Below are 24,734 nucleotides of genomic sequence, written 5' to 3' on the forward strand. Positions count from 1 at the left end.
AAGTTCCGGGGCCATGCCGCGTCATTCCCGGGGCCGCCGCCGGGACCCCCGCAAGACCCGACTGCTCGCTCTCGCGGGCGTCGGGGTGGCGTGCGCGGTCGCCCTGCCGCTGGCGGTGGCGGCGGCCGGGGCCGTGCGGTCCGAGCGGGCCACGAGCGGTGCGCCCGCCTCCGGTGCGGAACAGGCCGGGCGGCGTCCTTCCCCGTCCGACGGCAAGGCGCCCGGGGTGTCCTCCGCCGCCCCGCACCCGCCCACGGCCCGCCGGGGCCTGTCGACCGCCGTGCGCTGCGGTCCCGAACTCTCCTCCCCCGACGGCGTCGAGGCGCAGACCTGCGTGATGACGCAGGGTGCGCTGACCTGGGCGCGGACCTACTACCGCAACGCCACCGGTGAGGCGCTGGACGCGGCGCTCACCCTGATGGGGCCCGAGGCGCGTACCGTGCGGATCACCTGTGCCGTGGGGGCCGAGGACGAGCCGGGCACCTGCGAGACACCCCGGGAACCCGCCCGGGGCGAGCCGGCGGCGTACACGGCGGTCACGGAGTTCGCGCGGCGGGCCGGGCAGGGGCCGCTGCTGCTGCGCTCGGGGAGCAACTCACCCATGGGAACGGGCAGTTGACACACCATCGCGTCGGGTGAGCGATCGGGCCCATGAAAAGACCCGGTTGCTGGCGACGGGGGATGCACCAGCAACCGGGCTACAGGAACGGTAACAAGAGATCGGCGGTTCGCAAATTCGATCTCGCCCTTTCCAGTCACCGACTGGCCTGTCCGCGACGGGAGTTGTGATCCGCCGGGGCGCGGGGAGACCGGGCGGCCGGGTGTCCCGGCCGCCCCTGTTCGCATGCCCGGTGTCAGCTGAGCGTGACCTGCCGGTTGGTGAGTCCGCCCCGGGCCCGGCGCTCGTCCGCCGTCAGCGGCGCGTCCGTGGCCAGGGCCGTCGTGAGGCGCTCGGCGAACTCCGCCGCCGGCTTCTCCACGTCCTCGGCGGAGACGCCGCTCGGCAGGTCCCACACCGGCACCGTGAGCCCGTGAGCGCGGAAGGAGCCGACCAGGCGGGTGCCCTCGCCGAGGCTGGAACGGCCCGCGGCGTGCAGCCGCGCGAGAGCGTCCAGAAGCTGCTCCTCGGGGTGCGGCATGACCCAGCGCAGGTGGTTCTTCTCCGGCGTCTCGCACCAGTACGCGGCGTCCACGCCCTGGAGCTTGACGGTCGGGATGGCCGCGGCGTTGGCCCGTTCCAGGGAGGCGGCCACCTCCGGCGTGGCGTTCTCCGGGTCCGGGACCCAGAACTCGAAGCCGCTGTGCACTTCTGGCTCGAAGGCGCCCTCCGCGTCGAGCAGGTCCTGAAGGCGCGGACCGTCGGCGGGGGCGCGGCGGCCCTGCACCGGCGTGCCCGGCTCCGCTTCCAGGGCGCGCAGGAGGGTGTCGGCGAGGTCGCGGCTGATGTCGCCCGAGGAGGTGTCGTTCTGCAGGCCGAGCAGGACCGAGCCGTCGTCGCGGCGCAGGGCGGGCCAGGCCATCGGCAGGACCGTGGCCAGCGTGACCGCGGGGACGCCCTCGGGCAGGCCGTCCTTCAGGGGCAGTGCCGCCGTGGCCGCCGGGACCAGCTCGCGCAGGGCCACCCAGTCGCACTCGCCGGGCAGGCCCTCGAAGGGACGGCGCACCAGTTCGGTCACGGCGTGGGCGGCGGCGCGGCCGTGGCAGGCCTTGTAGCGGCGGCCGCTGCCGCAGGGGCAGGGTTCACGGGCGCCGACGACCGGAACGTCTCCCTCGGCGCCGACGGCGCCGCCCGTGGTCTGCGGGCGCTTGGCCTTCGTCTGGGGTCGCTTCTTGGCCATCGATGGGTCTCCCGGTTACGGCTCGTCTCGTACGGTCGCGAGCCTAGCCGTTCGTGCACCGGGGGACGGGGTCCTGTGGACAACGCCGGGTCCTGCGCGGCGTACCGGGCTCGGTCGGTCCCGGCGCGTCCATGTCGCGGCGTGCCGGGCTCGGCCCGTGTCGCGGCGTACCGCGCTCAGTCCACGTCCTCGAAGGCGTCCGCGAAGTCCAGCCCCGGTATGCGGGAGACGGCCGGGGCGGTGACGCGGGTCGCGAAGTCGTCGCGTCGGTGGCCGGCGTCCGGGTCGTGCACGTCGTCGTGGACGACGACCCAGACCGTGACCTCGCCGCGGGCGTCGTCCCGGACGCCCCAGTCGTCGGCGAGCGCGGTGATGATGTTCAGCCCGCGGCCGCCGTGGGCCGTGACGGACGGGGTCGCGGGGGCGGGGCGGGTCGGGCCGCCGCCGTCCGTGACCTCGACGATGAGCCGTCCGGCCGGGTCCACGCGCCACGCGGCCCGGACGTCGCCGTCACCGGCGAGCGCGTCGCCCAGGGGTCTGCCGTGCTTGCACGCGTTGCTCAGAAGCTCGGAAAGGATCAGTACGGCGTCGTCGATGACCGATTCCGCTACGCCGCCGCTGCGCAACTGCGCCCGCATGCGGTGTCTCGCTTTCCCCACGCCCGCAGGGCCATGGGGTACGGCCATGCTCGACGACGTGGGCACTTCCTGTGCCACCACCAACGCCACCCCCGAGACCTCCTTCGCCCCACGCCACGGTGTGGATGCCCCATTGGCCTGTACCGGAAACCGGCCAATCCACGTCCGGTGACGCACTCACCACGGACGAACACGGAGCGAACGCGCCGGAGCACTCCTTGTGACTGCGTGGCTGGAAATCATCGGTGTGGCCGAGACGGGAGCATCCCGTCGGTCGAGGGGTGAGGTCAAGAGGTGTGCGGGGGTCTGGTGGGACTTGTGTGGTCCCTGGGGCGGCGCCGGGGGTCAGCGGCCCAGCTGATCCAGCACCGCGCGCGGGCGGTTGGTGATGATGGCGTCGACGCCCAGCGCGACACACAGGTCCACGTCCTCGGGCTCGTTCACGGTCCACACGTGCACTTGGTGGCCGGCCCGTTTCAGCCGCTCGATGTGGGCGGGGTGGTTGCGCACGATACGGACGGAGGGGCCCGCGATCCGCACGCCCGGGGGCAGCCGGCCGTCGCGCAGCCGGGGTGTGACGAACTGCGTCAGGTGGACCGTGGGCAGGGTCGGCGAGGCGGCACGCACGCGCTGCAGCGAGCGGGCCGAGAAGCTCATCACCCGGATCCGCGACTCCTCCGGCGATGCCGGGGCGTCCAGGCCGAACCGCTTCAGCAGGGCCAGCAGCCGCTCCTCGACCTGCCCGGCCCAGCGGGTGGGGTGTTTGGTCTCGACGGCCAATTCCACCGGGCGCCCGGCGTCGGCGACGAGTTCCAGCAGCCGCTCCAGGGTGAGGACGGACGTCGCCTCGCGGTCCTCCGGGCGGTGCTCCCAGTCGGGTTCCTCGTCCCGCCCCTTCCAGACGTCGCGCGTCTTCCAGGAGCCGAAGTCGAGGGCGGCGAGGTCGGCCAGCTCCAGGGCCGAGACCGCGCCGCGGCCGTTGGACGTACGGTTGACGCGGCGGTCGTGCACGCACACCAGGTGGCCGTCGGCGGTCAGGCGCACATCGCATTCGAGCGCGTCCGCGCCGTCCTCGATCGCCTTGGTGTAAGCGGCCAGGGTGTGTTCCGGGGCGTCCTCGGAGGCCCCGCGGTGGGCGACGACTTGAATCGGATGCTGGCGTGCGTGGGTCACCGCGTCATGGTGCCACCGCGCGTGGGTACGCGTCCGGTCGGACGGACTCGGCGGATGGGCGGGTCCGGACGGAGGCACTGGGATTGCGTCCCTTTCGTGAGTAATGACCTATATAAAGAATGGCCCCGGACCCACAGCCACCGCTTATGGTGCTCTGACGGCCTGTGGGAAAAGCTGACGGCATACAAAGGGACAAGCACAGCTGTACCGCGCCGGACCCGTCGACCGGCGTGGACCGGCGTGACCGAGTGCGACCCAGGACGAACAGCCGTGGACCGAGGAGAGAAGCTGTGAGCACCGAGAACGAGGGCAACGCGGTACCCCCCGCCCCGTCCGCACCCCCCGTGCCGGTGGACGCTCCCGCTGCTCCGGCGCCCCAGGGGTCGTACGGACAGGGTGCGCCCGGTGATGCCGGTCACCCCGGCGTCTCCTCGTCCGCCCCCGACCCCTCCTGGCCCCCGCCCCCGCCGCCGGCCGGTCCGCACGGCGGCGGCGGTTCCGGCTCGGGCCCGGGCGGCTGGGGCGCGTCGTACCAGCAGCCGGCGCCGAAGTCCGGCCGCGGGCGCGGCGGGCTGGTCGCCGGGATCCTGATCGCCGCGCTGGTCGCGGGCGGTCTGGGCGGCGGCCTCGGCTACACGCTGGCGAAGAACAACGACGACAGCACCGGCTCGACGACCGTCTCCGCCTCCAGCAGCGGCGGCGACGTCAAGCGCGACCCGGGCACGGTCGCGGGCGTGGCCGCCAAGGCCCTGCCGAGCACGGTCACGATCGAGGCCGAGAGCACCAGCGGCGAGGGCGGCACGGGCACGGGCTTCGTCTTCGACAAGCAGGGCCACATCGTCACCAACAACCACGTGGTGGCGGACGCCGTGGACGGCGGCAAGGTCACGGCGACGTTCCCGGACGGCAAGAAGTACGACGCCCAGGTGGTCGGCAACGCGCAGGGCTACGACGTGGCGGTCATCAAGCTCAAGAACGCCCCCGGCGACCTCAAGCCGCTCACCCTCGGCGACTCCGACAAGGTGGCCGTCGGGGACGCGACCATCGCGATCGGCGCCCCCTTCGGCCTGTCCGACACGGTGACCACGGGCGTCATCAGCGCCAAGAACCGCCCGGTGGCCTCCAGCGACGGCAGCGGCAGCCAGGCGTCGTACATGAGCGCCCTGCAGACCGACGCGTCGATCAACCCGGGCAACTCCGGCGGGCCGCTGCTGGACGCGCAGGGCAACGTCATCGGCATCAACTCCGCGATCCAGTCCACCGGCAACGGCGGCTTCGGCACCGGCCAGTCCGGCTCGATCGGCCTGGGCTTCGCCATCCCGATCAACCAGGCGAAGTACGTCGCCCAGGAGCTGATCCGGACCGGCAAGCCGGTGTACGCGAAGATCGGCGCGTCCGTCTCCCTGGACGACAGCTCCGACGGCGCGCAGATCACCGACCAGGGCGCGGGCGGCTCGGCACCGGTGGAGCCGGGCGGCCCGGCCGCCAAGGCGGGTCTGAAGCCGGGCGACGTCATCACCAAGCTCGACGGCCACGTGATCGACTCCGGTCCCACGCTGATCGGCGAGATCTGGACCCACAAGCCGGGCGACAAGGTCACGATCACCTACGAGCGCGACGGCAAGGAGCGCACGACCGAGGTCACCCTGGGCTCCCGCGTCGGCGACAACTGACCCCCGCCCGCCCGCACCGACCCGTTACCCTTGTCCCCGCGCCGCCGATCACGGCAGGCGCGGGGAGGCGTGCCCGAGCGGCCGAAGGGAACGGTCTTGAAAACCGTCGTGGCAGCGATGTCACCGTGGGTTCAAATCCCACCGCCTCCGCTTGATCAGCAGTGAGCACGGCCCCTGACCTGTGAGTGCGGTCGGGGGCCGTGCTCATGTCCGGCCTGATGCCCGACGAGAACGGCGCATCTGAGTACCCGCGCTCATGTGCAGTGCCCGCTGCAACCACCACGCTGACCGCATGTACTCAGTGGATCGTCACCTGCAGACGGGACGGCAGTGGGCATGAGACGGGCGAACGAGCCGTCAACCGGCCGGCAGATCGGGGTCAGCCTGGCGCTGCTCGTCATCGACTTCATGCTCATCGCGTGGTCGGTGTACGGCGTCGGAATCGCGGGATGGGCCGACAGCTACGAAAGCGACGGCGTCGTTCCGTCGAGTGCGGCGCAGGCGGCGTCGCAGGCCATGTGGCTTCTGGGGGGCGGCGCAGTACTGACAGGCGGTGGCCTCCTCGCCCTGGGATGGCGCCTTCCTGGCATCGTGCAGTTGGTCGTCCTCGGGCTCGGGGCGGTGCTGGTCTCTTCACTGGCTGCCGGTTGACAGTGCGCCTGCCAAGCCGGAGATCCCGCGCACGCCACTACTCCGGCCGGCCCGCGCGAACGGCGCCCCCTCCATGACGGCCAGGGGCGTTTGCCGTGGCCAATTCGGGTCTATGCGCTGTGCATATGCGCAGATACTCTGCGTGCTCATGGGAAAAGTGGTGCATCTGTACTGGGGATACATGGTGGCCGCCGCCCTGATCGTCGCCTGGAGCCAGCAATGGTCCCTGCCGGTGATCGTGGCCTTGTCACTCGGCGTCTCGGCCTATGCCGCCTTCCAGGTGCCGGTTTGGTGCGGAGCTCTCAACCGGGACGGGCAGACCTACTGCCGCAACAATGCCTACGGCGTGCTGATGGGCTGCTCGAAGCGTCAGCACCGGTGGCAGAAGATGAAGATGATCGTCCTGCGCAGCAAGGTCGGCAACGCGAGTCGCTCCGTGTTCCCTACAGCCAAAGAGAAGTTCAACGGCGCTCTCGCTGTGGCAGGTCTGCTGTCGGCCATCGCGGCAGTGATCGTTCCCGTTGTGACGGGTGGTTGAGGGGGTACCGCCCTGCCGCTCGGGGCCTGTGGCGGGCACGCGATCTGTGGCGGCGTAGCATGCGGTCGGCAGTGAGCACGGCCCCCGGCCCGGTTCTCCGGTCGGGGGTCGCTTGTGTGTCCGGTTCCGGTTGGAGCGTCCCGTATCCGGAAAGGGTGTGAGCCCCCTGTGAGTCGGTGCGTCGTCGTCGTCACCGCTGTGCACGGCCCCCATGCCCGCTTCCTGCCGGAGGCCTACGCCTCGCTGTGCGCGCAGCGCTTACCCGGTGGGTGGGAGTGGCACTGGGTGATCCAGGAGGACGGGGAGGGCGACGGCGTACGGCCGTACGTGCCCGAGGACCGGCGGGTGACGTTCCGCCAGGGGCGGGGCGGGGGGCCCGGGGTGGCCCGGACCATGGCGCTGGCGCACGCCGAGGGCGCGTACGTGAAGGTGCTGGACGCCGACGACCTGCTTGCGCCCGGGGTGCTCGCGCGGGATCTGGCGGTGCTGGAGGGGGACCGCGGCCTCGCCTGGGTGACGTCCCGGGTGCTCGATCTGCTGCCCGACGGCTCGACGGCCGGGTTCCCGGGCGACCCCGAGGAGGGGGTGATCGAGCGCGGGGACGTGCTGGAGTACTGGAAGGCCAACGGGTTCCTCGCCCCGGTCCATCCGGCCTCGCTGTTCGTGCGGCGGGAGCTGCTGCTCGCGCTCGGCGGCTGGATGGCACTGCCCGCCTCGGAGGACACCGGCCTGCTGCTCGCCCTGAACGCCGTGAGCCGGGGGTGGTTCTCGCGGGAGGTGGGGCTGCTGTACCGGAAGTGGGAGGGGCAGGTCACGGGGAAGGCCGCGCACATGGAGCGGGGTGAGCGGGAGGCCCGGATGGCCGTCGTGGAGACCCGGGCCCGGGCGCTGTCCCGTCTGCGGTGGAGTTTCGGAGCGGCGCTATGACGAGAGGCCGGCGTCCGGGTCCGTGCCCGCGGCCGGGGGCGTGGGCGTGAGGGAGAGGCGGGTGTACCACTCCGTGCCCAGCAACAGCGCCCGTTCCCGGGCCGCCAGTGCGGCGATCAGGCCCGGGGCGGCTCCCCGTTCGACCTCGGTGCGGTGCGCCAGGATCGCGGCGACCTTGCGGTCCAGCCACGGGGTCACGTCGACCGCGGTGGTGACGTCGTCGTCCGGCACCGTGTACATCCGCTTGCCCGTGGGAGCCAGTGGACCGGCCCAGGCACGGACGGCCGCGTGCGGGTGCGTGGCCAGGTACAGCGCCTCCGGCCGCCAGGGATCACCCGCCTCCGGGTAGAGGCGTTCCAGGCCGGCGGCGTGGACCGCGAGCAGGGTCACCCGGTGGGTGTGCACATGGTCCTCGTGGCCGGTCAGGCCCCCGTACCCGTCGTGGGTGAGGACGATCCGCGGGCGGAAGGCGCGCAGGTGCGCGACCAGTCGGCGCACCGTGTCGTCCAGGGGGGCGTCCAGGAGGCGGGGCCGGCCCGGGGCCGAGTGCGGGACGCGGGAGTCGGCGTACCCGAGCATCCGGGGCGGGCCGGTGCCGAGGGCGCGCAGGGCATCGGTCAGTTCCGCGGCGCGCGGGGTGTCCGGGGCCCACGTCGCCGTGACGACCTCCGTGCGCGCGCCGGCCGCCGCGTGCCGGGCCAGCACACCGCCCGCGACGAGGGACTCGTCGTCGGGGTGTGCGAAGACCGCGAGGAGGTCGGGCGGTGGCATCCGGCGTCCGCTCGCCTAGGGGTGGTCCGGTGCCGGTGGCGGTGCTCCGGCGATGCCGATCGCCTGGCTCGGGCACTTCTCCGCCGCCTCCAGGACGTCCGGGTCGGCTCCTTCCGTCCGCTCCCGGCCCGGGCGGACGACGCCGTACCCGTCGACGAAGTCGAAGACCTCCGGGGCCCGGTGGGCGCACTCGGCGGATCCGTAGCAGAGCGCGCGGTCGACGGAGACCTTCATGACGACCTTCATGACCCTTTGTCCCCCTCCGGACGGCGTCACGAGCCGTGGGCATCACCAGGTGACTGCCCAGCGGGCCTCCGGTCGAACCGGCCCGGGGTCACACCGGCCGGTCCGGCCGGCGCGTGCCCGCAGCCGTCGCGAGCCAGTGGGCGACCCGGCGTACGGCGCCCTCGTCGAGACCGTCGACGAGGGCCCGGACGGCCGTGTCGTCCTCGGGCGTGAGCTCGTACAGGCCCGCCTCGTGCAGCCCGGCGAGGAGGACCTGGTGGCGGCGGCCGGTCATCCGCTGGGCGAGAACGGTGGGTTCGCCGGGTGCGGCCGCCGGGCCCGGGCGGGGCGCGGCCGTCTGCCGTGCCGGGGCGTCGTAGCGGTGCCAGGCGCCGTCCTTGGGCCCCCAGACGGCGACGGTGGCCTCCTCGCCCCGCGCGCGCAGGGTCCGGGTCATCTCGCCGACGGCGTGCAGCACGGGAGCGCGGTGGGGCGACTCGGCGGCCGCCTGCCAGGAATCCGTGGCCGGACGATGGAACATCGCCACCCAGCGGGGCGCACCCTGCGGTCGCGGGCTCTCGGGACGTGACTCCACTGCGCTCACCCCTGTACGTCTGTACGTCGCTGCGAAGGCGTTGCGGCAGCCCGAAGATAACTGACGGGCCGTCAGTTATCCAGGGCGCCCGGGGGCGGGAAAGAACCGGTCGGCGGAGTCGGAGAACGCGGTCGGCAGGGTTGGAGGGCGCCGTCCGCAGGGGAGGATCACCACGTCGTCCGACACCGGTCCCTCCCCTCGTGGGGACCGGTGCCGAACGGTGGAGTCACCGTCGTCCGACTCGGATGGAAGCTGACCGGATGGGTGCGTTGCTGCGTCCGGATCCTGCCATTTCCGGCTCTGGACGGGGAGGTTCCGGGGTCGAACGGAGGGTATTACCGCAGGTCAGCTGTATAGAGTGAGTTTTCCGGACCGGACGTCGGACGTCCCGGCGCGACCCGTCGTGACCAGTGAGGAGTGGAGACCTTGAGTTCCGACTCGGGGGCACGCACCGCCTTCGCGGAACGCCTCGCACTGCTGTACAAGGAAGCAGGCAACCCTCCACTCAAGCGCGTGTCCGAGTCGGTCGGGCGGCTGCAGCGGGTCGACGAACGCGGGCGGCCCGTGCGGGTGTCCGCCCAGCGGATCAGCGACTGGCGCCGGGCCCGGAACGTCCCCGCTCAGTTCACCGCCCTCGCGGCGGTGCTGCACGTGCTGATACCCGAGGCGCGGCGAGCGCGGCCGACGCCGGTCTCCCCCGGCCTGTACGACTTGGCGCAGTGGCAGCGACTGTGGGAGCGCGCGGTGGCCGACCCGGTCGCCGAACGTCCCGCGGCGTCGGCGGCGGAGGAGGGGCCCGCCGCCGAGCCGCCTCCCGCACCGGGCGGCGTGTGCCCGTACCGGGGACTGGCCTCCTACCGCCGGGAGGACGCCCGGTGGTTCTTCGGCCGGGAACGGAGCACACAGGCGCTGGTCACCCAGCTCCGGGCGGTGGGCGGCACGGGCGGTCTGGTCATGCTGGTCGGCGCGTCGGGGGCGGGGAAGTCCTCACTGCTGAACGCCGGCCTGGTGCCGGCCCTGCGTGACGGCGCGCTGACCGGGGACGACGGCAGGGGAGGCAGGGGCGGCCGCGTCGGGGCCCGCCAGACCGACGGCCGGGCCGACGAGGACTTGGTGCGCGGTGACCAGACCGACACCGAGAGCCAGGGCGACACCTCCGGTCCCGGCGGCCGGGGCGGTGACCCCGAGCAGGGCGGCGAGGTCCGGTCGGCCGGCAGTGCCGGGCACGGCCGGGGTGACCAGGGCGGACCCGCCGGCAGCCCCGGGCACGGTCCGGGTGACCAGGGCGGACCTGGCGGCGGTTCCGGGTACGGGCACGGTGGTCGGGGAGGGGGTCGGGGTGATGGTTCCGGGCGGAGCGGGTCGGTCGTGCAGCTCGTGCCGGGTGCCGATCCGCTCGCGGAGCTGACCCGGCGGATACCGGACCTGGAGCCCGTCGTCGCGGCGGGGGCCGGGCGGGTCGCGGCGGAGGCGGAAGGAGCCCGCGCTCCCCGGCCTGTCCTCCCCGGCGCCGTCCGTGCCGCCGTCTCGGCCTGGGCCCGGCGCGAGGCCCCCTCCGGTGCCCGGCCGGTCGTCATCGTCGACCAGTTCGAGGAGACGTTCACCCTCTGCCCGGACGAAGCCGAGCGGCGCACCTTCGTCGAGGTCCTGCACGCCGCCTGCACACCCGCCCGGCCCGGCGAACCGGCCCCGGCGGTCGTCGTCCTCGGCATCCGCGCCGACTTCTACGAGCGCTGCCTGCGCTATCCCGAACTGGCCGACGCCCTCCAGCACCGCCACATGGTGCTCGGCCCGCTCACCGCCGCCGAGCTGCGCGAGGCGGTGACCGGCCCGGCCAAGGCCGTCGGACTGGAACTGGAACCGGGCCTGGCGGAGCTCATCGTCCGGGAGGTCAGCGCCGACGGACCGCGCGGGGCGCACGACGCCGGCGTGCTGCCGCTGCTGTCGCACGCCCTGCTCGCCACCTGGCAGCGCAGGAAGGCGGGCCGCCTGACCCTGGCCGGCTACCGCGCGGCCGGCGGCATCCAGGGCGCGGTCGCGGCGACCGCCGAGCGGGCCTGGTCCCGGCTCGACCCGGCGGCCCGCACGGCGGCGCGTCTGCTGCTGCTCCGGCTGGTCAGGCTGGGCGAGGACACCCAGGCCACGCGGCGGCGCGGCACCCGGCGGCAGCTCGCGAACGAGTCGAACGACCCCGGAAAGACCGAGGAGTCCCTGGAAGCACTGGTCCGCGCCCGGCTGGTGACCCTCGACGCGGAGACCGTGGAGATCACCCACGAGGCGCTACTGCACGCCTGGCCGCGGCTGCGCGAGTGGATCGACGAGGACCGGCAGGGCAATCTGCTGCGCCAGCGCCTGGAGGAGGACGGCCGGGCCTGGGAGGAGTCGGACCGCGACACCTCCCTGCTCTACCGGGGCTCGCGGCTGGAACAGGCCGACACCTGGGCCAGGTCCGCCGGGGACACGTTCCTGACCCGCAGCGCGGTGGAGTTCCTGGCCGCCTCGCTCCGGCTGCGCCGGCGTTTCCTCTGGATCACCCGGGGCGCGGTGGCGGCGCTGGTCGTGCTGGCGATGCTGGCCGTCGGGTCGGCGGTCATCGCCTTCAAACAGCGCGACGACGCCGTGTTCGAGCAGGTGCTGGCCCAGGCCGACCGCGTCCAGGACACCGATCCCTCGCTCTCCGCGCAGCTCGACCTGGTCGCCCACCGGCTCCGGCCGGACGACGAGGGCGCGAACAGCCGCCTGATGTCCGTCGTGAACGCCCCGCTGGCCACTCCCCTCATCGGCCACACCGGCGCCGTCTACCTCACGACGTTCAGCCCGGACGGCAAGATCCTGGCCACCGCCAGCTACGACCGGACCGTCCGGCTGTGGGACGTGTCCGACCCCCGCCGCCCCAAGCCCCTGGGCGGTCCGCTGACCGGCCACACGAGCTGGGTGAGCAGCGCGGTCTTCAGCCCGGACGGCCGGACGCTGGCCTCCGCCGCCGACGACGGCACGATCCGGCTGTGGGACGTCACGGACCCGGGCCGGCCGAAGCGGCTGGGCCCGCCCGTGACCGGCCACGACGGCACGATCTACCTGATCACCTTCAGCCCGGACGGCCGGACGCTGGCCTCCGCCGGCGACGATCACACCGTCCGGCTGTGGGACGTGGCCGACCCGAGCCGGCCGCGGGCGCGCGGCGAGCCGCTGACCGGGCACACGGCCGCGGCGCGCTCGGTGGCGTTCACCCCGGACGGCCGGACCCTGGCGGCGGGCGGCGACGACGGCACGATCCGGCTGTGGGACGTGTCGGACGTGGACCGGCCCGAGCGGCTCGGCAGGCCGCTGACCGGCCACGGCGCCCTCGTGCACTCCGTGGCGTTCAGCCCCGACGGCAGGACGCTCGCCAGTGGCGGCGAGGACAACACGGTCCGCCTGTGGAAGATGGCCGATTCTCGTCGCCCGGAGCCGATCGGAGCGCCGCTCACCGGCCATACCGGCCCGATCTGGTCCGTGGCGTTCAGCCCCGACGGCACGATGCTCGCCGCCGCCAGCGCGGACAGTACGGCGAGCCTGTGGAAGGTCAGCGATCCGGAGTACCCCTCGCAGGTCGGGGGGCCGCTGGCGGGCAGCAGCGGTGAGATGTACGCGCTGGGCTTCAGCCCCGACGGGCGCACCCTCGCCACCGGCACGGGCGACAACAAGGTCCGTCTGTGGGCGGTGCCGCGGTCGGACATGACCGGCCGGACGGGTTCCTTCCGCTCCGACGGACGGGTGCTGGCGACGGCCGGCCGGGACGGCCGGGTCCGGCTCTGGGACGTGCGCAGACCGGGCGGGCCGGTGCGCATCGGTGAACCGTTCCGGCCCGGGAAGGACGGCGTGCGCACGCTGGAGTTCTCCCCGGACGGCCGCACCGTCGCCGCCGTCACCGGCGACCGGACCGTGCGGCTGTGGAACCTCAGCGACCCGGGGCACCCCGTTCCGTACCGTTCCTCCATTCCCCTGCGCATCCGGTACGCCGACCCGCTGGCGTTCAGCCCCGACGGGCGCGTGCTGGCCACCGCCCACGACGACCGCACCATCCGGCTGTGGGACATCGCCGACCCGTCCCGGCCCCGGCCGCTCGGCGCGCCCCTCACCGGTCACAAGGGCTATGTGAACTTCCTGGTGTTCAGCCCCGACGGCCGCACTCTCGCCAGCGGCAGCGCGGACGGCACCATCCGGCTGTGGAACGCGGGCGACCCCGCCCGGATCACCCTGATCGGCACCCCGCTGCGGGGACACCGCGGAGCCGTGAACGCCCTCGCCTACCGCCGCGACGGCCGCACCCTGGCCAGCGCCGGCGACGACAGCACCGTACGGCTCTGGGACGTCGCGGACCCCGCCCGCGCCTTTGAGGAGAAGCGCCTGACCGGGCACACGGAAGCGGTCGTGTCCCTCACGTTCAGCCGCGACGGCCGCACCCTGGCCAGCGGCGGCAACGACAGCACCGTCCGGCTGTGGGACGTCGCGGACCCCTCCGGGGCCACCGCGATCGGCCAGTCGATGAGCCCCGGCGCCAAGACCGGCAACTTCCTGGCGTTCAGCCCGAGCAGCCATCTGCTCGGGGTGTCCAGCGGTGCCGACACCATCCGGATCTGGGACCTGGACGTCGGCCGCGCGGTGGACCGCATCTGCTCGATGACCCGGGGCGTGCTCACGCCGGACACCTGGCGCGCCTATCTGTCCCGCCTCTCCTACGATCCGCCGTGCGACGACTGACCCGCCCCGGTTTTCCCCCCGGTTTCCCCAACAGGCCGTACTGTCAAGGCAGTTGCGTGATACCAGTCACAACTGCGGCTTACGGGCCGTCAGTCGTCCCCCACTGGGCAAGCGCTTGTTACCCTTGGCCATAGCCCGACCGCTGGTGCATCCCCCGTCGCCAGCGGTCGGGTCTTTTCTCAGCGCAGGTCCCGCCGCATCAGAACCCGGGGATGACCGGCCAGGACCGAGGTGGTGGCCGCCGCCCAGGTGAAGCCGGCGCGTTCGAAGTTCTTCCGCAGACCGGCGTAGGCCATCGTGAGGTCGACCTTGGCGTCGCCGTTGTCGAGCGGGTACGCCTCGATCACCGGTGCCCCGTGTGCCCGGGCGAAGTCGACGGCTCCGGCGATCAGGGCGTGCGAGATGCCCTGCTTGCGGTGGCCGGGGCGGACCCGGACGCACCACAGCGACCAGACGGGCAGGTCGTCGAGGTGCGGGATCTTGCGGTTGCGGGCGAAGGAGGTCTCGGCGCGCGGTGCGACGGCGGCCCAGCCGACCGGCTCGTCACCGTCGTAGGCGAGCACGCCCGGGGGCGGGTCCGCGCGGCACAGCTCCGCGACGTAGGCGCCGCGGGCCGGGCCGCGCAGTTCGTTGTTGAGCTTGGAGGGGATCCGGTAGCTCAGGCACCAGCAGACGTTCGCGGTCGGCGACTTCGGGCCGAGCACGGCGCGGACGTCCTCGAAGTCCGTCGCGGGGCGCACCTCGATGCTCATGCCCTCACGATGTCACGGGCCGCGCGGAGGCGCCGCCGGATCAGGACCTCGGCGGCGAGACGGCCTGGCTGAACGCGGTGTAGAACGGCTGGGCCATGCCCGCGAGCGCGGAGGCGCCCTGCGCGAACGGGGTGAGCGGATCGATCGAACCCGACCGGCTGCCACCGCCGCCGCCCTCACCGGCCAGGGCGGGCGAGCCGCCCTGGAGGACGACGAGGGCGATCAGCAGCACAGCGGCACGGGAGAGCAGACGAGTTCGCATGCCCGCTTCAACGAACCGTCTTCTCGCAGGTCACAGACGTGCGGTTAGTCATTTGGACGTACCGCCGAGGCCGCTCGCAGCAGCCGCAGCTGGCCGATCTCGCTCACGTTCTTGGTCAGTTCCGTGTTCACCCACGCCACCATGTGCGCCACGGTGTACCGGGGGTCCTCGGGCCACGGGAACGGGGCCGTGGCGTCCAGGTCCGTCTCGGTCAGGCCGTCCAGGGCGGACAGCCACCGCGTGCGCAGCTCCCGCAGCCAGGTGACGGCCGGGGCGCCCTCGCCCGGCCAGACCACGTCGGCGCGGTCGCGGGGCGGCCGGCCCTGCGCGTGGTCGAGGGCGACGCTCCACCACCAGCCGATGTGCCAGCTCACCCAGGCGATCGTGGGCACCGGCACGGGGTCGGGTTCGGTGTCCGCCCAGTCCGGGGTCCAGGTGCCGTCGGCGGCCCGGCGCATCGTCCAGCACAGCGGCGCGGGTTCCCAGAGGAAGTCCTCCGGCTCCAGCCGCTCCAGGTGGTACTCGAACAACGACCAGGTCAACTCGAACTGCTCGCGCAGCAGTTCCGTGCGGGAGACGCTCATCGCACGACCCTACGCAACGGTCCGGGCGTCCCGGGCCAGTGCCGCCCAGTCGAGGTCCCGCAGCGCCGGCTCCGCGTCGCAGCCGGACGGCAGGCGGGTCGTGGCCTGGAACCAGACGACGACCAGGTGCGAGCGGTAGGTGACCGGGTCGCGGCCGGGGTCCAGGGCGGTGGACCGGAACGTGCCCAGACAGGCCACGGCCGGCAGCACCTCCACGGGCCCGAGGCCGCCCGCGTACTGGTCGGGGTACTCGCGCACGGGCGGCACCAGATGCACCGGCGTGCCGGGGCGGGCCGCCCGCCGGGCGGCCCGCACCAGGCGGGCGATGCGCAGGTCGTTCACCGGCTTGCAGGGATAACCGGCCGGGAGGTCGCCGTAGGTCGACGAGAAGCGCAGCTCGGCGAGGTCCACCGAGCGGCCCGAGGCCAGGACGAGGCGGGTGAGCGCCATGGCCGGCGTGTTGCCGTACGGGTGCATGGGGGTCTTTCGGTGCTCAGGGGAAGGGCTCCGGTCACGGCCGGTGTCCCGCCGGCCGGGCCGCCGACGGGGGTCGGGTCACGGCCGGTGTCCCGTCAGCCGGGCCGCCGACGCGATCGTCGCCCGGGCCTCGCGCTCGGACAGGCCGGTGTTCAGGGCCGCCTCGACCAGGGGGTCCACGAGCGCCGGACCGAAGCCGTCCTCGTAGGCCCGGCAGGCCGCCCAGAACAGGCGGGTGTTGCGCTGGCCCTCGTGCGCGGCCAGGACGAACTGGACCAGGCCCTGGCCGTGTCCGCCGGCCGCCGCCGATGTGGGGTGGTGGGCGCGGGGCGGCGGGAGCAGCAGCCGCAGCAGGGAGCGCGGGCAGCGGGCGGGGGGCAGGTGGGCGGTGCCGGGCGCGGCGGCGTAGACGCCCCGGTCCGTGCGGGAGCCGGGGCCGACGAGGTAGCCGCCGGCGCCCCGGATGTCGATGCCGGGGGCGAGGCGGCCCGCCGAGTTGGGGACGACCACGTCGGGCGGGCCGCTCAGCCACAGGTGGCGCCCGCCGGAGGGGGTCAGCACGACCACCGTCGGGGGGATCGTGAACAGGTGCCGCAGGGCCAGCTCGCGCAGGGCGGCCGAGGAGTCCGTGCCGGTCTTCACGTCCAGGTCGACGCCGATCAGATGGTGCGGGGGCAGGCCGCAGGCGATGCCGTAGCCGGTCGCCCAGGGTGCGGCGGCGAACAGCTCGCGGATGCGGGCCGGGTCGCTGGAGGCGTCGTACACCCCGTGGCCGAGGCGGCCGCACTCGCCGTGGCAGGGGGAGGGGTCGTCGCGGTGGGGGGAGCGCAGCGCGGGCAGCTTGGTGCGCGACAGGGGGATGACGGCCAGCCCGCGCTCGGCGGCTGACAGGGCGTGTGCGAGGGCCAGCGTCGTGGCCTGCCGGTCGGTGGTGGCCATGACTCTAGTTTCGTACGTACGTTCGAAAAAGGAAAGAGGGAGCGGCCGTGACACGCCGGGCGGGGGTGCTGTGCCCGAAACGTGCGGGAACGCTTCGTCCCTTGCGGCACCTGGGTTCGAACGCCCCTTTCCGCCCCTGTTCGGGACGGAAGTGAAGCGAAGGGGTTTATCGACTTGTCCTCACGCTTGCGTGCGAATGGTGGCTTCCGGGGTGGTTCGCCGGGGATTCGGGGGGCAAGTCTGGATGCGCGACGTCGCGCAGAAAGCCAGGGCGGCCGGCCAACTTCCCTGGTGGCAGCAGTACTTCAGCAGCACTTCGCGCACTCACGGTCATCAGCCGGTGCGCACCGTTCTCGAAGTCCTGGAGGGACCACAACATGGCAAGCATCCGTACCGCCCGCGTCATCGCCGCCGTCTCCGCCCTTCCGCTCGCGGCCGCTCTCTTCGCCGGCGTCGCGACGGCGGACAACGGCGCCTTCGCGGACAACGGATCCATCGCCGCCGTCACCGAGGCCGAGCAGGGCATCCTCGGCAGCGGCGTCGGCGGTGACAACTTCGGCAACGCGGCGACCACCCAGCAGCAGGCCGTGGGCGAGGGCGCCTCGAACCAGAGCAACACGGCCCAGGTCAACGGCTCGGCGTTCACGGCCGTCAACCAGGGCAACGCCAACACCGCCGTCAGCTTCGCCCCGCTGTGGTGGTGAGCTGAGCGGGCCGGTGCGCCGGCCCGCCGTCCGGGTGGGGGTGTGCTTCGTGGGGTGACAAGCGTCTGAGCGGCGGTGCTCCGGTACCGCCGCGCAGGCGTTCTTCCGTGCTCCGGGTCCTCCCGCCCCGGCCGTCCGCGCCGTGCCGAAGGACCCGCCTCTTGACGGAGCATCAGATCTGACGGACAGTCAGAAACCGTGAACGGTGAGCCGGAGATCGACGAGGAGTTCGAGGCACGCCTGAAGGCCTACGCGGGCCGGCCGGCGGCCGCCACCGGGGCCGGCCGCGACCCGGTCAACCAGCCCATGATCAGGCACTGGTGCGAGGCCATGGGCGACACCAACCCGGCCTACACGGGACCGGACGCCGTCGCGCCGCCCACCATGCTGCAGGCCTGGACCATGGCGGGCCTGTCCCGCCGCCCGGAACGCGCGGCGGCCTACGACGAACTCCTCCACCTGCTCGACGCCTCGGGCCACGAGGCCGTGGTCGCCACCGACTGCGAGCAGGAGTACCTGCGCCCCCTGCGCCCGGGCGACCGCATCACCTACGACTCGGTCATCGAGTCCGTCTCGGAACGCAAGAGCACCAGGCTCGGCACCGGCTACTTCGTCACCACCCGCACGGACGTCCGGGCGAACGGCGAACCGGCCGGCACCCACCGCTTCCGCATCCTCAAGTACGCCCCCGCGCACCGGCCGGACCCACCGCGGGAGAAACGTCCCCGCCCCGTCGTCAACCGCGACAACGCCGGCTTCTGGGCGGGCGTGGCCCGCCACGAGCTGCTCATCCAGCGCTGCGCCGGCTGCGCCCGACTGCGTTTCCCCTGGCTGCCGGGGTGCAACGACTGCGGCTGTCCCGACTGGGACACCGTCGCCGCATGCGGCACGGGCACCGTCCACTCCTACGTGGTGATGCACCACCCGCCCTTCCCCGCCTTCGACCCGCCGTACGCGGTCGGCCTGATCGAGCTCGCCGAGGGCGTGCGGATCGTCGGCGACCTGGTCGGGGTGGAGCACGAGCAGGTGCGGATCGGCATGCCGGTACGGCTGGAGTTCCGGCGCTTCGACGAGGAACTGGTCCTGCCGGTCTTCCGCGGGGTGGCGCGATGAAGGCCGGCGACCGCCTCCCGCCCCTGGAGATCCCCCTCACCCGCACCCTGATCGTCGCCGGGGCGATCGCCTCCCGTGACTACCAGGACGTCCACCACGACCCGGACGCGGCCCGGCGCAGGGGCTCCCCCGACATCTTCATGAACATCCTGACGACCAACGGCCTGGTCGGCCGCTACATCACGGACCACTTCGGCGCCCGGGCCGAGCTGCGCCGGGTGGCCATCCGGCTGGGCGCGCCCAACCACCCCGGTGACACGCTGGTGCTGACCGGCACGGTGGAGGAGGTCGACGGGGACCTCGCGACCGTCCGGGTCACCGGCGCGAACGGCATCGGCACGCACGTCACCGGCACGGTGACGGTGAGGGTCCCCGGATGAGCCCGCGCGGACGGGAGGACGGGCTCGGCGGACGCGCGGCGATCGCCGGCATCGGAGCCACCGAGTTCTCCAAGGACTCCGGCCGCAGCGAACTGCGCCTCGCCGTCGAGGCGGTGCGGGCGGCCCTGGCGGACGCGGGGCTGACCCCGGCCGACGTGGACGGCATGGTCACGTTCACCATGGACACCAGCCCCGAGATCACCGTCGCGCAGGCGGCCGGCATCGGTGAGCTCTCCTTCTTCTCCCGCGTCCACTACGGCGGCGGCGCGGCCTGCGCCACCGTCCAGCAGGCCGCCCTCGCCGTCGCCGCCGGCGTGGCGGACGTGGTGGTCTGCTACCGGGCGTTCAACGAGCGCTCCGGCCGCCGCTTCGGCTCCGGCGTACGGCACCGGGAACCCTCGGCGGAGGGCGCGGCGCTCGGCTGGACCCTGCCGTCCGGCCTGCTCACCCCGGCCTCCTGGGTGGCGATGGCGGCCCGGCGCTATCTGCACGTGCACGGCCTGACACCGGAGGTGTTCGGGCACGTGGCCGTCACCGCGCGCGCCTACGCGGCGACCAACCCGGCGGCGTACTTCCACGGCCGGCCCCTCACCCTCGCCGAGCACGCCGCCTCCCGCTGGATCGCCGAACCGCTGCGGCTGCTGGACTGCTGCCAGGAGACCGACGGCGGGCAGGCACTCGTCGTCACCTCCGTCGAACGGGCCCGCGACCTGCCCCACCCGCCCGCCGTGATCGCCGCGGCCGCCCAGGGTGCCGGACGCGCGCAGGAGCAGATGACCGGCTTCTACCGCGGCGACCTCGCCGTCCTGCCCGAGGCGGCGGTCGTGGCCCGGCGGCTGTGGCGCACCTCGGGGCTCACACCGGCCGACATCGACGTGGGGATCCTCTACGACCACTTCACGCCGTTCGTGCTGATGCAACTGGAGGAGTTCGGCTTCTGCGGGCGCGGCGAGGCGGCCGGCTTCGTGGCCGGGGGCCGGCTGCCGCTCAACACCCACGGCGGTCAGCTAGGAGAGGCGTACCTGCACGGCATGAACGGCATCGCGGAGGCCGTCCGGCAGCTCCGGGGCACGGCGGTGAACCGGGTGCCGGGTGCCCGGCGGGTCCTGGTGACGGCGGGCACCGGCGTGCCCACGTCGGGCCTCGTCCTGACCGCCGACCCCCAGGGGTGAACCCGCAGTACGCCGGGCCCGCCGCTCCACCTACAGGAGGTGCAGTCACCCCCACCCCTACAACCTGAGGGGGACACCGCTTCGGGACCTGCGGCCGATCCGCCCGGCACCGCCCCGCTCATAGCGTTGAGCCATGACCCCACTCGTCTGCACCAGCGCTTCGAAGGCGGCCGCACCCGCGGCGCAGACCCTTCCGTACCCGTCGTTCTCGTCGTACGTCAGGGCCCGCCAGCCGGTGCTGCTGCGTACCGCCCGCTCGCTCACCGGCAACCCGAGCGACGCGGAGGACCTGCTGCAGACCGCGCTCGCCAAGACGTACGTCGCCTGGGAGCGCATCGAGGACCACCGCGCCCTCGACGGCTATGTGCGCCGGGCGCTGCTGAACACGCGGACCTCGCAGTGGCGCAAGCGCAAGGTCGACGAGTTCGCCTGCGACGAGCTGCCCGAGCCGGACCCGGTGACCGGCACCGACGACCCGGCCGAGCAGCAGGCGCTGCGCGACGCGATGTGGCGGGCGATCATGCGGCTGCCCGCCCGGCAGCGGGCGATGGTCGTCCTCAGGTACTACGAGGACCTCAGCGAGGCCCAGACGGCCGAGGTGCTCGGCGTGTCGGTGGGCACGGTGAAGTCGGCCGTCTCCCGCGCCCTGGGCAAGCTGCGCGAGGACGCCGAACTGGGGCTCGTCCGCCAGTGAGTCCCGCGGTGACCTGCGGCAGTCCGGCTCCGGCGACCCCTCTGTGTGTGACCGCCGGTAGTCCCAGGTGAGGAGCCCGGCCCGATGTCGTCCGGCCCGGCTGTGAGCTGTTCCGCCCGCATGGCGTGATGTGATCGATCACCCGGTCCTAGTGACATACCGCGTGGTATGTGCGCAGAATCAGCGCAACCTTTACCACCGCGTAGGCAATGTCGCCCCGGGAGGACGCCGTGCTGAGCACGATGCAGGACGTACCGCTGCTGATCTCGAGGATCCTGACCCACGGGTCGACGATCCACGGGACGTCACAGGTGACCACGTGGACCGGTGAGGACGAACCGCACCGCCGCTCCTTCGCGGAGATCGGCGCCCGAGCGGCCCAGCTGGCCCACGCGCTGTGCGAGGACCTCGGCGTCACCGGCGACGAGCGCGTGGCGACCCTCGCCTGGAACAACGCGGAGCACGTCGAGGCCTACTTCGCGATCCCGTCCATGGGCGCGGTCCTGCACACCCTGAACCTCCGCCTCCCGCCCGAGCAGCTGGCCTGGATCGTCAACCACGCCGCCGACCGCGTGATCATCGCCAACGGCTCGCTGCTGCCCCTGCTCGCCCCGCTGCTGCCGCACCTGAAGACCGTCGAGCACGTGGTCGTCACCGGCCCGGGCGACCGCTCCCTGCTCGCCGAGGCCACCGCGCGGGTCCACGAGTACGAGGACCTCATCGCCGGCAAGCCGACCTCCTACGACTGGCCCGAGCTGGACGAACGCCAGGCCGCCGCCATGTGCTACACCTCCGGCACCACCGGCGACCCCAAGGGCGTGGTCTACAGCCACCGCTCCATCTACCTGCACTCGATGCAGGTCAACATGGCCCAGTCGATGGGCCTGACCGACGAGGACACCTCCCTGGTCGTGGTCCCGCAGTTCCACGTGAACGCCTGGGGCCTGCCGCACGCGACCTTCATGACCGGCGTCAACATGCTGATGCCGGACCGCTTCCTGCAGCCCGCCCCGCTCGCCGCGATGATCGAGGGCGAGAAGCCGACCCACGCCGCCGCCGTCCCGACCATCTGGCAGGGTCTGCTCGCGGAGCTGACCGCGCACCCCCGGGACGTCTCCTCCCTCACCCAGGTCACCATCGGCGGCTCGGCGTGTCCGCCGTCGCTCATGGAGGCCTTCGACAAGCTGGGCATGCGGGTCTGCCACGCCTGGGGCATGACGGAGACGTCGCCGCTGGGCACGGTCGCCCGTCCGCCGGCCTCCGCGGTCGGCACCGACGAGGAGTTCGCCTACCGCCTCACCCAGGGCCGCTTCCCGGCCGGTGTCGAGGCCCGGCTGACCGGTCCGGGCGGCGAACGCCTCCCGTGGGACGGGGAGTCGGCCGGTGAGCTGGAGGTGCGCGGCGCCTGGATCGCGGGCGCCTACTACAACGGCCCCGACGCCGAACCCCTGCGCCCCGCCGACAAGTTCAGCGAGGACGGCTGGCTGAAGACCGGCGACGTCGGCACCATCTCTCCCGACGGCTACCTCACCCTCACCGACCGGGCCAAGGACGTCATCAAGTCCGGCGGCGAGTGGATCTCCTCGGTGGAGCTGGAGAACGCCCTGATGTCCCACCCGGACGTCGCCGAGGCGGCCGTCGTCGCCGTCCCCGACGACAAGTGGGGCGAACGCCCCCTGGCCACGGTCGTCCTCAAGGAGGGCGCCACCATCGACTTCGAGACCCTGCGCGCCTTCCTCGCCGAGGAGGGCAAGATCGCCAAGTGGCAGCTGCCGGAGCGCTGGACGGTGATCGAGGCGGTCCCGAAGACCAGTGTCGGCAAGTTCGACAAGAAGGTGCTGCGCAAGCAGTACGCGCAGGGCGAGCTGGACGTCACGTCCCTCACCTGACCGACCACGGCGAGGAGCCCCCGGCGTGCCGGGGGCTCCTCGCCGCATGCGCACCTCCGGGACTCCGCCGCGGCGCCACCTCACCGCCGCCGCAGGGTGAGCCCCCACCCCAGCAGCAGCCACACCCCCGCGACCACGCTCACCCCGCCCCAGCCGAAGTGGCTGTACGCGGCTCCCGCGAGGGCCGACGCACCGGCGCCACCCGCGAACCCGGCCACGACGTAGGCGGTGTTGGCGGTGGCCGGGGTGGAGGTCGCGGTCAGCGCGAGGGTCTGGTTGGCGACGTGCGAGGCGACCAGCGCCGCGTGGATCAGGACCGCGGCGGCGAACAGGGCGACCAGCACGTGCCCGCCGAGCCAGAACAGCGGCACCGACACGGCGGCCAGTCCGTAGGCGGCCCGCACGACCCGGGCCGCGCCGAACCGGTCCACCAGTCCGCCGGCCAGCGGCGCCACGGCGGTCGCCGTCAGCCCGAACAGCCCGAAGAGGCCGGCCGTCGCGGTGGACAGCCCGTACGCCGGCCCGGTCAGCAGCAGCGCGAGCGACGTCCACAGCGCGCTCCACGCACCGAACATCCCGGCCTGCCGCACGCACGCCCGCCACAGGTCGGACGAGCTCCGCAGCACCGACGGCAGGGCGGCCAGGCCGGAGAGGAGCGAGCCGGTCCCGCGCCGCCGCGAGGGCAGGACGGCGGCGGTGGCGAGCCCGAGGGCCAGCGTGAGCAGGGCCGCGCCGGCGAACACCCAGCGCCAGCCGAAGGCCTGCCCGGCCAGGCCGCCCAGCACCCGGGCCCCGACGATGCCGGTGAACAGGCCCGCGATCACGGCGGCGACATGCCGCGCCCGCCGGTCCGCCGGGGCGCGTTCGGCGACCAGCGGCACGAGCAGCTGCGGTATCACGGTCGCCGCCGAGGCGACGAACACGGCCACCGCCAGCGCCCCGACACCCGGCGCCAGCGCACTGGCCGTCAGCGCGACGGCGGTCACGAGCGTCAGGACGGTCACCAGCCGGCGCCGGTTCGCGCTGTCGCCGAGCGGGGCGAAGAACAGCAGGCCGACGGCGTAGCCGAGCTGGGCGACCGAGGCGATCCAGGCGACGGCCGAGGGCGCCGAGCCGAAGTCGCGGGCCATGAGCGAGAGCAGCGGCGCGGCGAGATAGATGTTGGCGGCGGTCACCGCGCTGCACACGGCGATCAGCGTGAGCAAGAGGGCGGGGGCGGGCGTCCGCTCCTGCCGCGCGGGGGCCGAGCGGCGGGGTGCGGTCGTGGTCGGTGACGACATGAGGGGAGGACTCCTTGGAGCCGACTCTAACAACTAACTGGTTGGTTGGCTATCTGCCCAACAGCATGGGCGGCCCGTTCATTCCTGTCAACCAAACAGTTGGTTACCTGTCGCGCTACCCTCTCCCCATGGCAGCAAGGGACCCCGAGGCCACCAAGGCCCGGATCTTCGAGGCGGCGGTCGCCGAGTTCGCCCGGCACGGCATCGCCGGTGCCCGCATCGACCGCATCGCCGCCGAGGCGAAGGCCAACAAACAGCTCATCTACGCCTACTTCGGCAACAAGGCGGAACTGTTCGCCATCGTCCTGGAGCGCAAGATGCTCCACCTCGCCGAGGCCGTCCCCGTCGACCCGGACGACCTGGAGGGCTGGATCGACCGCCTGATGGACTACCACGCCGCCCACCCGGAACTGCTGCGCCTGCTGTTCTGGGAGGGCCTGGAGTACGGCAGCACCGAACTGCCCCACGAGTCCGACCGCCAGGAGCACTACCGCCGCAAGGTCGCCGCCCTGCGGGACGGCCAGGAGCGGGGCGTCGTCACCGACGCGATCCCGGCCGCCGACCTGCTGTTCCTGCTGACCGCCCTGGCCAACTGGACCGCCGTCGTCCCGCAGATGCGGCGCATCCTGGTCGGCGACGAGGACACCGACCGGGACCGCCTGCGCGCCTCGGTCAAGGAGGCGGCCCGCAGGCTCACGGCCCGCTGACCCCCCGGA

General features: G+C 73.3%; 25 protein-coding genes and 1 tRNA gene. 14 read left to right on the forward strand and 12 right to left on the reverse strand.

Going from position 1 to position 24,734, the window contains the following annotated elements; all coding sequences use genetic code 11:
* The first annotated feature begins 13 nt into the window (after nt 1-13).
* Nucleotides 14-619: a hypothetical protein gene (locus ACIGAQ_RS22715; protein WP_399785446.1), complete on the forward strand. Its 606-nt coding sequence runs from the start codon at nt 14-16 to the stop codon at nt 617-619.
* Between the two features lie 235 nt (nt 620-854).
* Here the strand turns inward: ACIGAQ_RS22715 and ACIGAQ_RS22720 are convergent, their stop codons facing one another.
* From ACIGAQ_RS22720 to ACIGAQ_RS22730, 3 genes are all read right to left on the reverse strand, one after another.
* Nucleotides 855-1,838 (reverse strand): DUF5926 family protein, encoded by a 984-nt coding sequence (locus ACIGAQ_RS22720; RefSeq protein WP_399785449.1) that lies wholly within the window; start codon nt 1,836-1,838, stop codon nt 855-857.
* A 176-nt stretch (nt 1,839-2,014) separates the two neighbouring features.
* A complete protein-coding gene (locus ACIGAQ_RS22725; protein WP_362275776.1) occupies nt 2,015-2,653 on the reverse strand; it encodes an ATP-binding protein in 639 nt (212 codons plus the stop codon).
* 168 nt (nt 2,654-2,821) lie between these two features.
* Nucleotides 2,822-3,649: a glycerophosphodiester phosphodiesterase gene (locus tag ACIGAQ_RS22730; protein ID WP_399785452.1), complete on the reverse strand. Its 828-nt coding sequence runs from the start codon at nt 3,647-3,649 to the stop codon at nt 2,822-2,824.
* A 290-nt stretch (nt 3,650-3,939) separates the two neighbouring features.
* Here ACIGAQ_RS22730 and ACIGAQ_RS22735 point away from each other — a divergent pair, with 290 nt between their 5' ends.
* The 5 genes from ACIGAQ_RS22735 (at nt 3,940) to ACIGAQ_RS22755 (ending at nt 7,438) form a co-directional block, all read left to right on the forward strand.
* The gene (locus ACIGAQ_RS22735) at nt 3,940-5,322 is read left to right on the forward strand and encodes a S1C family serine protease (RefSeq protein WP_399785455.1); all 1,383 of its coding nucleotides are present in this window, start codon (nt 3,940-3,942) and stop codon (nt 5,320-5,322) included.
* A gap of 63 nt (nt 5,323-5,385) precedes the next feature.
* Nucleotides 5,386-5,472: transfer RNA gene (locus tag ACIGAQ_RS22740), tRNA-Ser, on the forward strand.
* A gap of 186 nt (nt 5,473-5,658) precedes the next feature.
* Nucleotides 5,659-5,973 carry a hypothetical protein gene (locus ACIGAQ_RS22745; RefSeq protein WP_399785458.1) on the forward strand — a complete coding sequence of 105 codons (315 nt, stop codon included), beginning with the start codon at nt 5,659-5,661 and terminating at the stop codon, nt 5,971-5,973.
* 148 nt (nt 5,974-6,121) lie between these two features.
* Entirely contained in the window at nt 6,122-6,511 is a 390-nt protein-coding gene (locus ACIGAQ_RS22750) for a hypothetical protein (RefSeq protein ID WP_362275768.1), read from the forward strand.
* A 168-nt stretch (nt 6,512-6,679) separates the two neighbouring features.
* The gene (locus tag ACIGAQ_RS22755) at nt 6,680-7,438 is read left to right on the forward strand and encodes a glycosyltransferase (RefSeq protein WP_311682769.1); all 759 of its coding nucleotides are present in this window, start codon (nt 6,680-6,682) and stop codon (nt 7,436-7,438) included.
* Here ACIGAQ_RS22755 and ACIGAQ_RS22760 read toward each other — a convergent pair.
* The 3 genes from ACIGAQ_RS22760 to ACIGAQ_RS22770 form a co-directional block, all read right to left on the reverse strand.
* On the reverse strand, nt 7,433-8,209 hold the full coding sequence (locus ACIGAQ_RS22760) for a PIG-L deacetylase family protein (protein WP_399785462.1): 777 nt from the start codon (nt 8,207-8,209) through the stop codon (nt 7,433-7,435). The two genes, ACIGAQ_RS22755 and ACIGAQ_RS22760, sit on opposite strands and share 6 nt — an antisense overlap.
* A gap of 15 nt (nt 8,210-8,224) precedes the next feature.
* Nucleotides 8,225-8,443, reverse strand: coding sequence for a ferredoxin (locus tag ACIGAQ_RS22765; RefSeq protein ID WP_399785907.1), 219 nt, complete (start codon nt 8,441-8,443; stop codon nt 8,225-8,227).
* 100 nt (nt 8,444-8,543) lie between these two features.
* Entirely contained in the window at nt 8,544-8,975 is a 432-nt protein-coding gene (locus ACIGAQ_RS22770; RefSeq protein ID WP_399785909.1) for a hypothetical protein, read from the reverse strand.
* A gap of 471 nt (nt 8,976-9,446) precedes the next feature.
* Between ACIGAQ_RS22770 and ACIGAQ_RS22775 the strand changes: the two genes are divergently transcribed.
* Nucleotides 9,447-13,772: a hypothetical protein gene (locus ACIGAQ_RS22775; RefSeq protein WP_399785465.1), complete on the forward strand. Its 4,326-nt coding sequence runs from the start codon at nt 9,447-9,449 to the stop codon at nt 13,770-13,772.
* Between the two features lie 179 nt (nt 13,773-13,951).
* Here ACIGAQ_RS22775 and ACIGAQ_RS22780 read toward each other — a convergent pair whose 3' ends face one another.
* The 5 genes from ACIGAQ_RS22780 to ACIGAQ_RS22800 form a co-directional block, all read right to left on the reverse strand.
* Nucleotides 13,952-14,524: a GNAT family N-acetyltransferase gene (locus ACIGAQ_RS22780; RefSeq protein ID WP_399785468.1), complete on the reverse strand. Its 573-nt coding sequence runs from the start codon at nt 14,522-14,524 to the stop codon at nt 13,952-13,954.
* A 40-nt stretch (nt 14,525-14,564) separates the two neighbouring features.
* Nucleotides 14,565-14,786: a hypothetical protein gene (locus ACIGAQ_RS22785; protein WP_311682777.1), complete on the reverse strand. Its 222-nt coding sequence runs from the start codon at nt 14,784-14,786 to the stop codon at nt 14,565-14,567.
* Nucleotides 14,787-14,830: 44 nt separating this feature from the next.
* Entirely contained in the window at nt 14,831-15,370 is a 540-nt protein-coding gene (locus ACIGAQ_RS22790; RefSeq protein ID WP_399785471.1) for a DinB family protein, read from the reverse strand.
* 9 nt (nt 15,371-15,379) lie between these two features.
* Entirely contained in the window at nt 15,380-15,820 is a 441-nt protein-coding gene (locus ACIGAQ_RS22795) for a hypothetical protein (RefSeq protein ID WP_399785474.1), read from the reverse strand.
* A 105-nt stretch (nt 15,821-15,925) separates the two neighbouring features.
* On the reverse strand, nt 15,926-16,786 hold the full coding sequence (locus ACIGAQ_RS22800) for a bifunctional DNA primase/polymerase (protein WP_399785477.1): 861 nt from the start codon (nt 16,784-16,786) through the stop codon (nt 15,926-15,928).
* Between the two features lie 377 nt (nt 16,787-17,163).
* Here ACIGAQ_RS22800 and ACIGAQ_RS22805 point away from each other — a divergent pair, with 377 nt between their 5' ends.
* The 6 genes from ACIGAQ_RS22805 (at nt 17,164) to ACIGAQ_RS22830 (ending at nt 22,738) form a co-directional block, all read left to right on the forward strand.
* Nucleotides 17,164-17,490: a hypothetical protein gene (locus tag ACIGAQ_RS22805; RefSeq protein WP_311682793.1), complete on the forward strand. Its 327-nt coding sequence runs from the start codon at nt 17,164-17,166 to the stop codon at nt 17,488-17,490.
* A 198-nt stretch (nt 17,491-17,688) separates the two neighbouring features.
* Nucleotides 17,689-18,603 (forward strand): bifunctional MaoC family dehydratase N-terminal/OB-fold nucleic acid binding domain-containing protein, encoded by a 915-nt coding sequence (locus ACIGAQ_RS22810; RefSeq protein ID WP_399785481.1) that lies wholly within the window; start codon nt 17,689-17,691, stop codon nt 18,601-18,603.
* Nucleotides 18,600-18,983: a MaoC family dehydratase gene (locus ACIGAQ_RS22815; protein ID WP_362275747.1), complete on the forward strand. Its 384-nt coding sequence runs from the start codon at nt 18,600-18,602 to the stop codon at nt 18,981-18,983. Before ACIGAQ_RS22810 ends, ACIGAQ_RS22815 begins: the two co-directional genes overlap by 4 nt.
* Nucleotides 18,980-20,155, forward strand: coding sequence for a lipid-transfer protein (locus tag ACIGAQ_RS22820; RefSeq protein WP_311682801.1), 1,176 nt, complete (start codon nt 18,980-18,982; stop codon nt 20,153-20,155). The genes ACIGAQ_RS22815 and ACIGAQ_RS22820 overlap by 4 nt, the downstream gene beginning before the upstream one ends.
* Nucleotides 20,156-20,288: 133 nt before the next feature.
* Nucleotides 20,289-20,849, forward strand: coding sequence for a SigE family RNA polymerase sigma factor (locus ACIGAQ_RS22825; protein WP_311682803.1), 561 nt, complete (start codon nt 20,289-20,291; stop codon nt 20,847-20,849).
* Nucleotides 20,850-21,058: 209 nt separating this feature from the next.
* Nucleotides 21,059-22,738 carry a long-chain fatty acid--CoA ligase gene (locus ACIGAQ_RS22830; RefSeq protein ID WP_399785486.1) on the forward strand — a complete coding sequence of 560 codons (1,680 nt, stop codon included), beginning with the start codon at nt 21,059-21,061 and terminating at the stop codon, nt 22,736-22,738.
* A gap of 80 nt (nt 22,739-22,818) precedes the next feature.
* Here ACIGAQ_RS22830 and ACIGAQ_RS22835 read toward each other — a convergent pair whose 3' ends face one another.
* Complete coding sequence (locus ACIGAQ_RS22835) at nt 22,819-24,018, reverse strand: MFS transporter (RefSeq protein WP_399785489.1); 1,200 nt, start codon at nt 24,016-24,018, stop codon at nt 22,819-22,821.
* A gap of 128 nt (nt 24,019-24,146) precedes the next feature.
* Between ACIGAQ_RS22835 and ACIGAQ_RS22840 the strand changes: the two genes are divergently transcribed.
* The gene (locus ACIGAQ_RS22840) at nt 24,147-24,725 is read left to right on the forward strand and encodes a TetR family transcriptional regulator (protein ID WP_311682809.1); all 579 of its coding nucleotides are present in this window, start codon (nt 24,147-24,149) and stop codon (nt 24,723-24,725) included.
* The last annotated feature ends 9 nt before the right edge of the window (nt 24,726-24,734 follow it).

The organism is Streptomyces sp. NPDC085932, assembly GCF_044540525.1.
GTDB classification, from domain to species: Bacteria; Actinomycetota; Actinomycetes; order Streptomycetales; family Streptomycetaceae; genus Streptomyces; species Streptomyces levis.

Coding starts and splice junctions, on each gene's coding strand:
- ACIGAQ_RS22840 (WP_311682809.1), top strand. CDS start 24,147: ATGGCAGCAAGGGACCCCGAGGCCACCAAGGCCCGGATCTTCGAGGCG.
- ACIGAQ_RS22765 (WP_399785907.1), bottom strand. CDS start 8,443: ATGAAGGTCTCCGTCGACCGCGCGCTCTGCTACGGATCCGCCGAGTGC.
- ACIGAQ_RS22720 (WP_399785449.1), bottom strand. CDS start 1,838: ATGGCCAAGAAGCGACCCCAGACGAAGGCCAAGCGCCCGCAGACCACG.
- ACIGAQ_RS22820 (WP_311682801.1), top strand. CDS start 18,980: ATGAGCCCGCGCGGACGGGAGGACGGGCTCGGCGGACGCGCGGCGATC.
- ACIGAQ_RS22715 (WP_399785446.1), top strand. CDS start 14: ATGCCGCGTCATTCCCGGGGCCGCCGCCGGGACCCCCGCAAGACCCGA.
- ACIGAQ_RS22760 (WP_399785462.1), bottom strand. CDS start 8,209: ATGCCACCGCCCGACCTCCTCGCGGTCTTCGCACACCCCGACGACGAG.
- ACIGAQ_RS22825 (WP_311682803.1), top strand. CDS start 20,289: ATGACCCCACTCGTCTGCACCAGCGCTTCGAAGGCGGCCGCACCCGCG.
- ACIGAQ_RS22745 (WP_399785458.1), top strand. CDS start 5,659: ATGAGACGGGCGAACGAGCCGTCAACCGGCCGGCAGATCGGGGTCAGC.
- ACIGAQ_RS22770 (WP_399785909.1), bottom strand. CDS start 8,975: ATGTTCCATCGTCCGGCCACGGATTCCTGGCAGGCGGCCGCCGAGTCG.
- ACIGAQ_RS22785 (WP_311682777.1), bottom strand. CDS start 14,786: ATGCGAACTCGTCTGCTCTCCCGTGCCGCTGTGCTGCTGATCGCCCTC.
- ACIGAQ_RS22835 (WP_399785489.1), bottom strand. CDS start 24,018: ATGTCGTCACCGACCACGACCGCACCCCGCCGCTCGGCCCCCGCGCGG.
- ACIGAQ_RS22790 (WP_399785471.1), bottom strand. CDS start 15,370: ATGAGCGTCTCCCGCACGGAACTGCTGCGCGAGCAGTTCGAGTTGACC.
- ACIGAQ_RS22750 (WP_362275768.1), top strand. CDS start 6,122: ATGGGAAAAGTGGTGCATCTGTACTGGGGATACATGGTGGCCGCCGCC.
- ACIGAQ_RS22795 (WP_399785474.1), bottom strand. CDS start 15,820: ATGGCGCTCACCCGCCTCGTCCTGGCCTCGGGCCGCTCGGTGGACCTC.
- ACIGAQ_RS22830 (WP_399785486.1), top strand. CDS start 21,059: ATGTCGCCCCGGGAGGACGCCGTGCTGAGCACGATGCAGGACGTACCG.
- ACIGAQ_RS22815 (WP_362275747.1), top strand. CDS start 18,600: ATGAAGGCCGGCGACCGCCTCCCGCCCCTGGAGATCCCCCTCACCCGC.
- ACIGAQ_RS22805 (WP_311682793.1), top strand. CDS start 17,164: ATGGCAAGCATCCGTACCGCCCGCGTCATCGCCGCCGTCTCCGCCCTT.
- ACIGAQ_RS22780 (WP_399785468.1), bottom strand. CDS start 14,524: ATGAGCATCGAGGTGCGCCCCGCGACGGACTTCGAGGACGTCCGCGCC.
- ACIGAQ_RS22800 (WP_399785477.1), bottom strand. CDS start 16,786: ATGGCCACCACCGACCGGCAGGCCACGACGCTGGCCCTCGCACACGCC.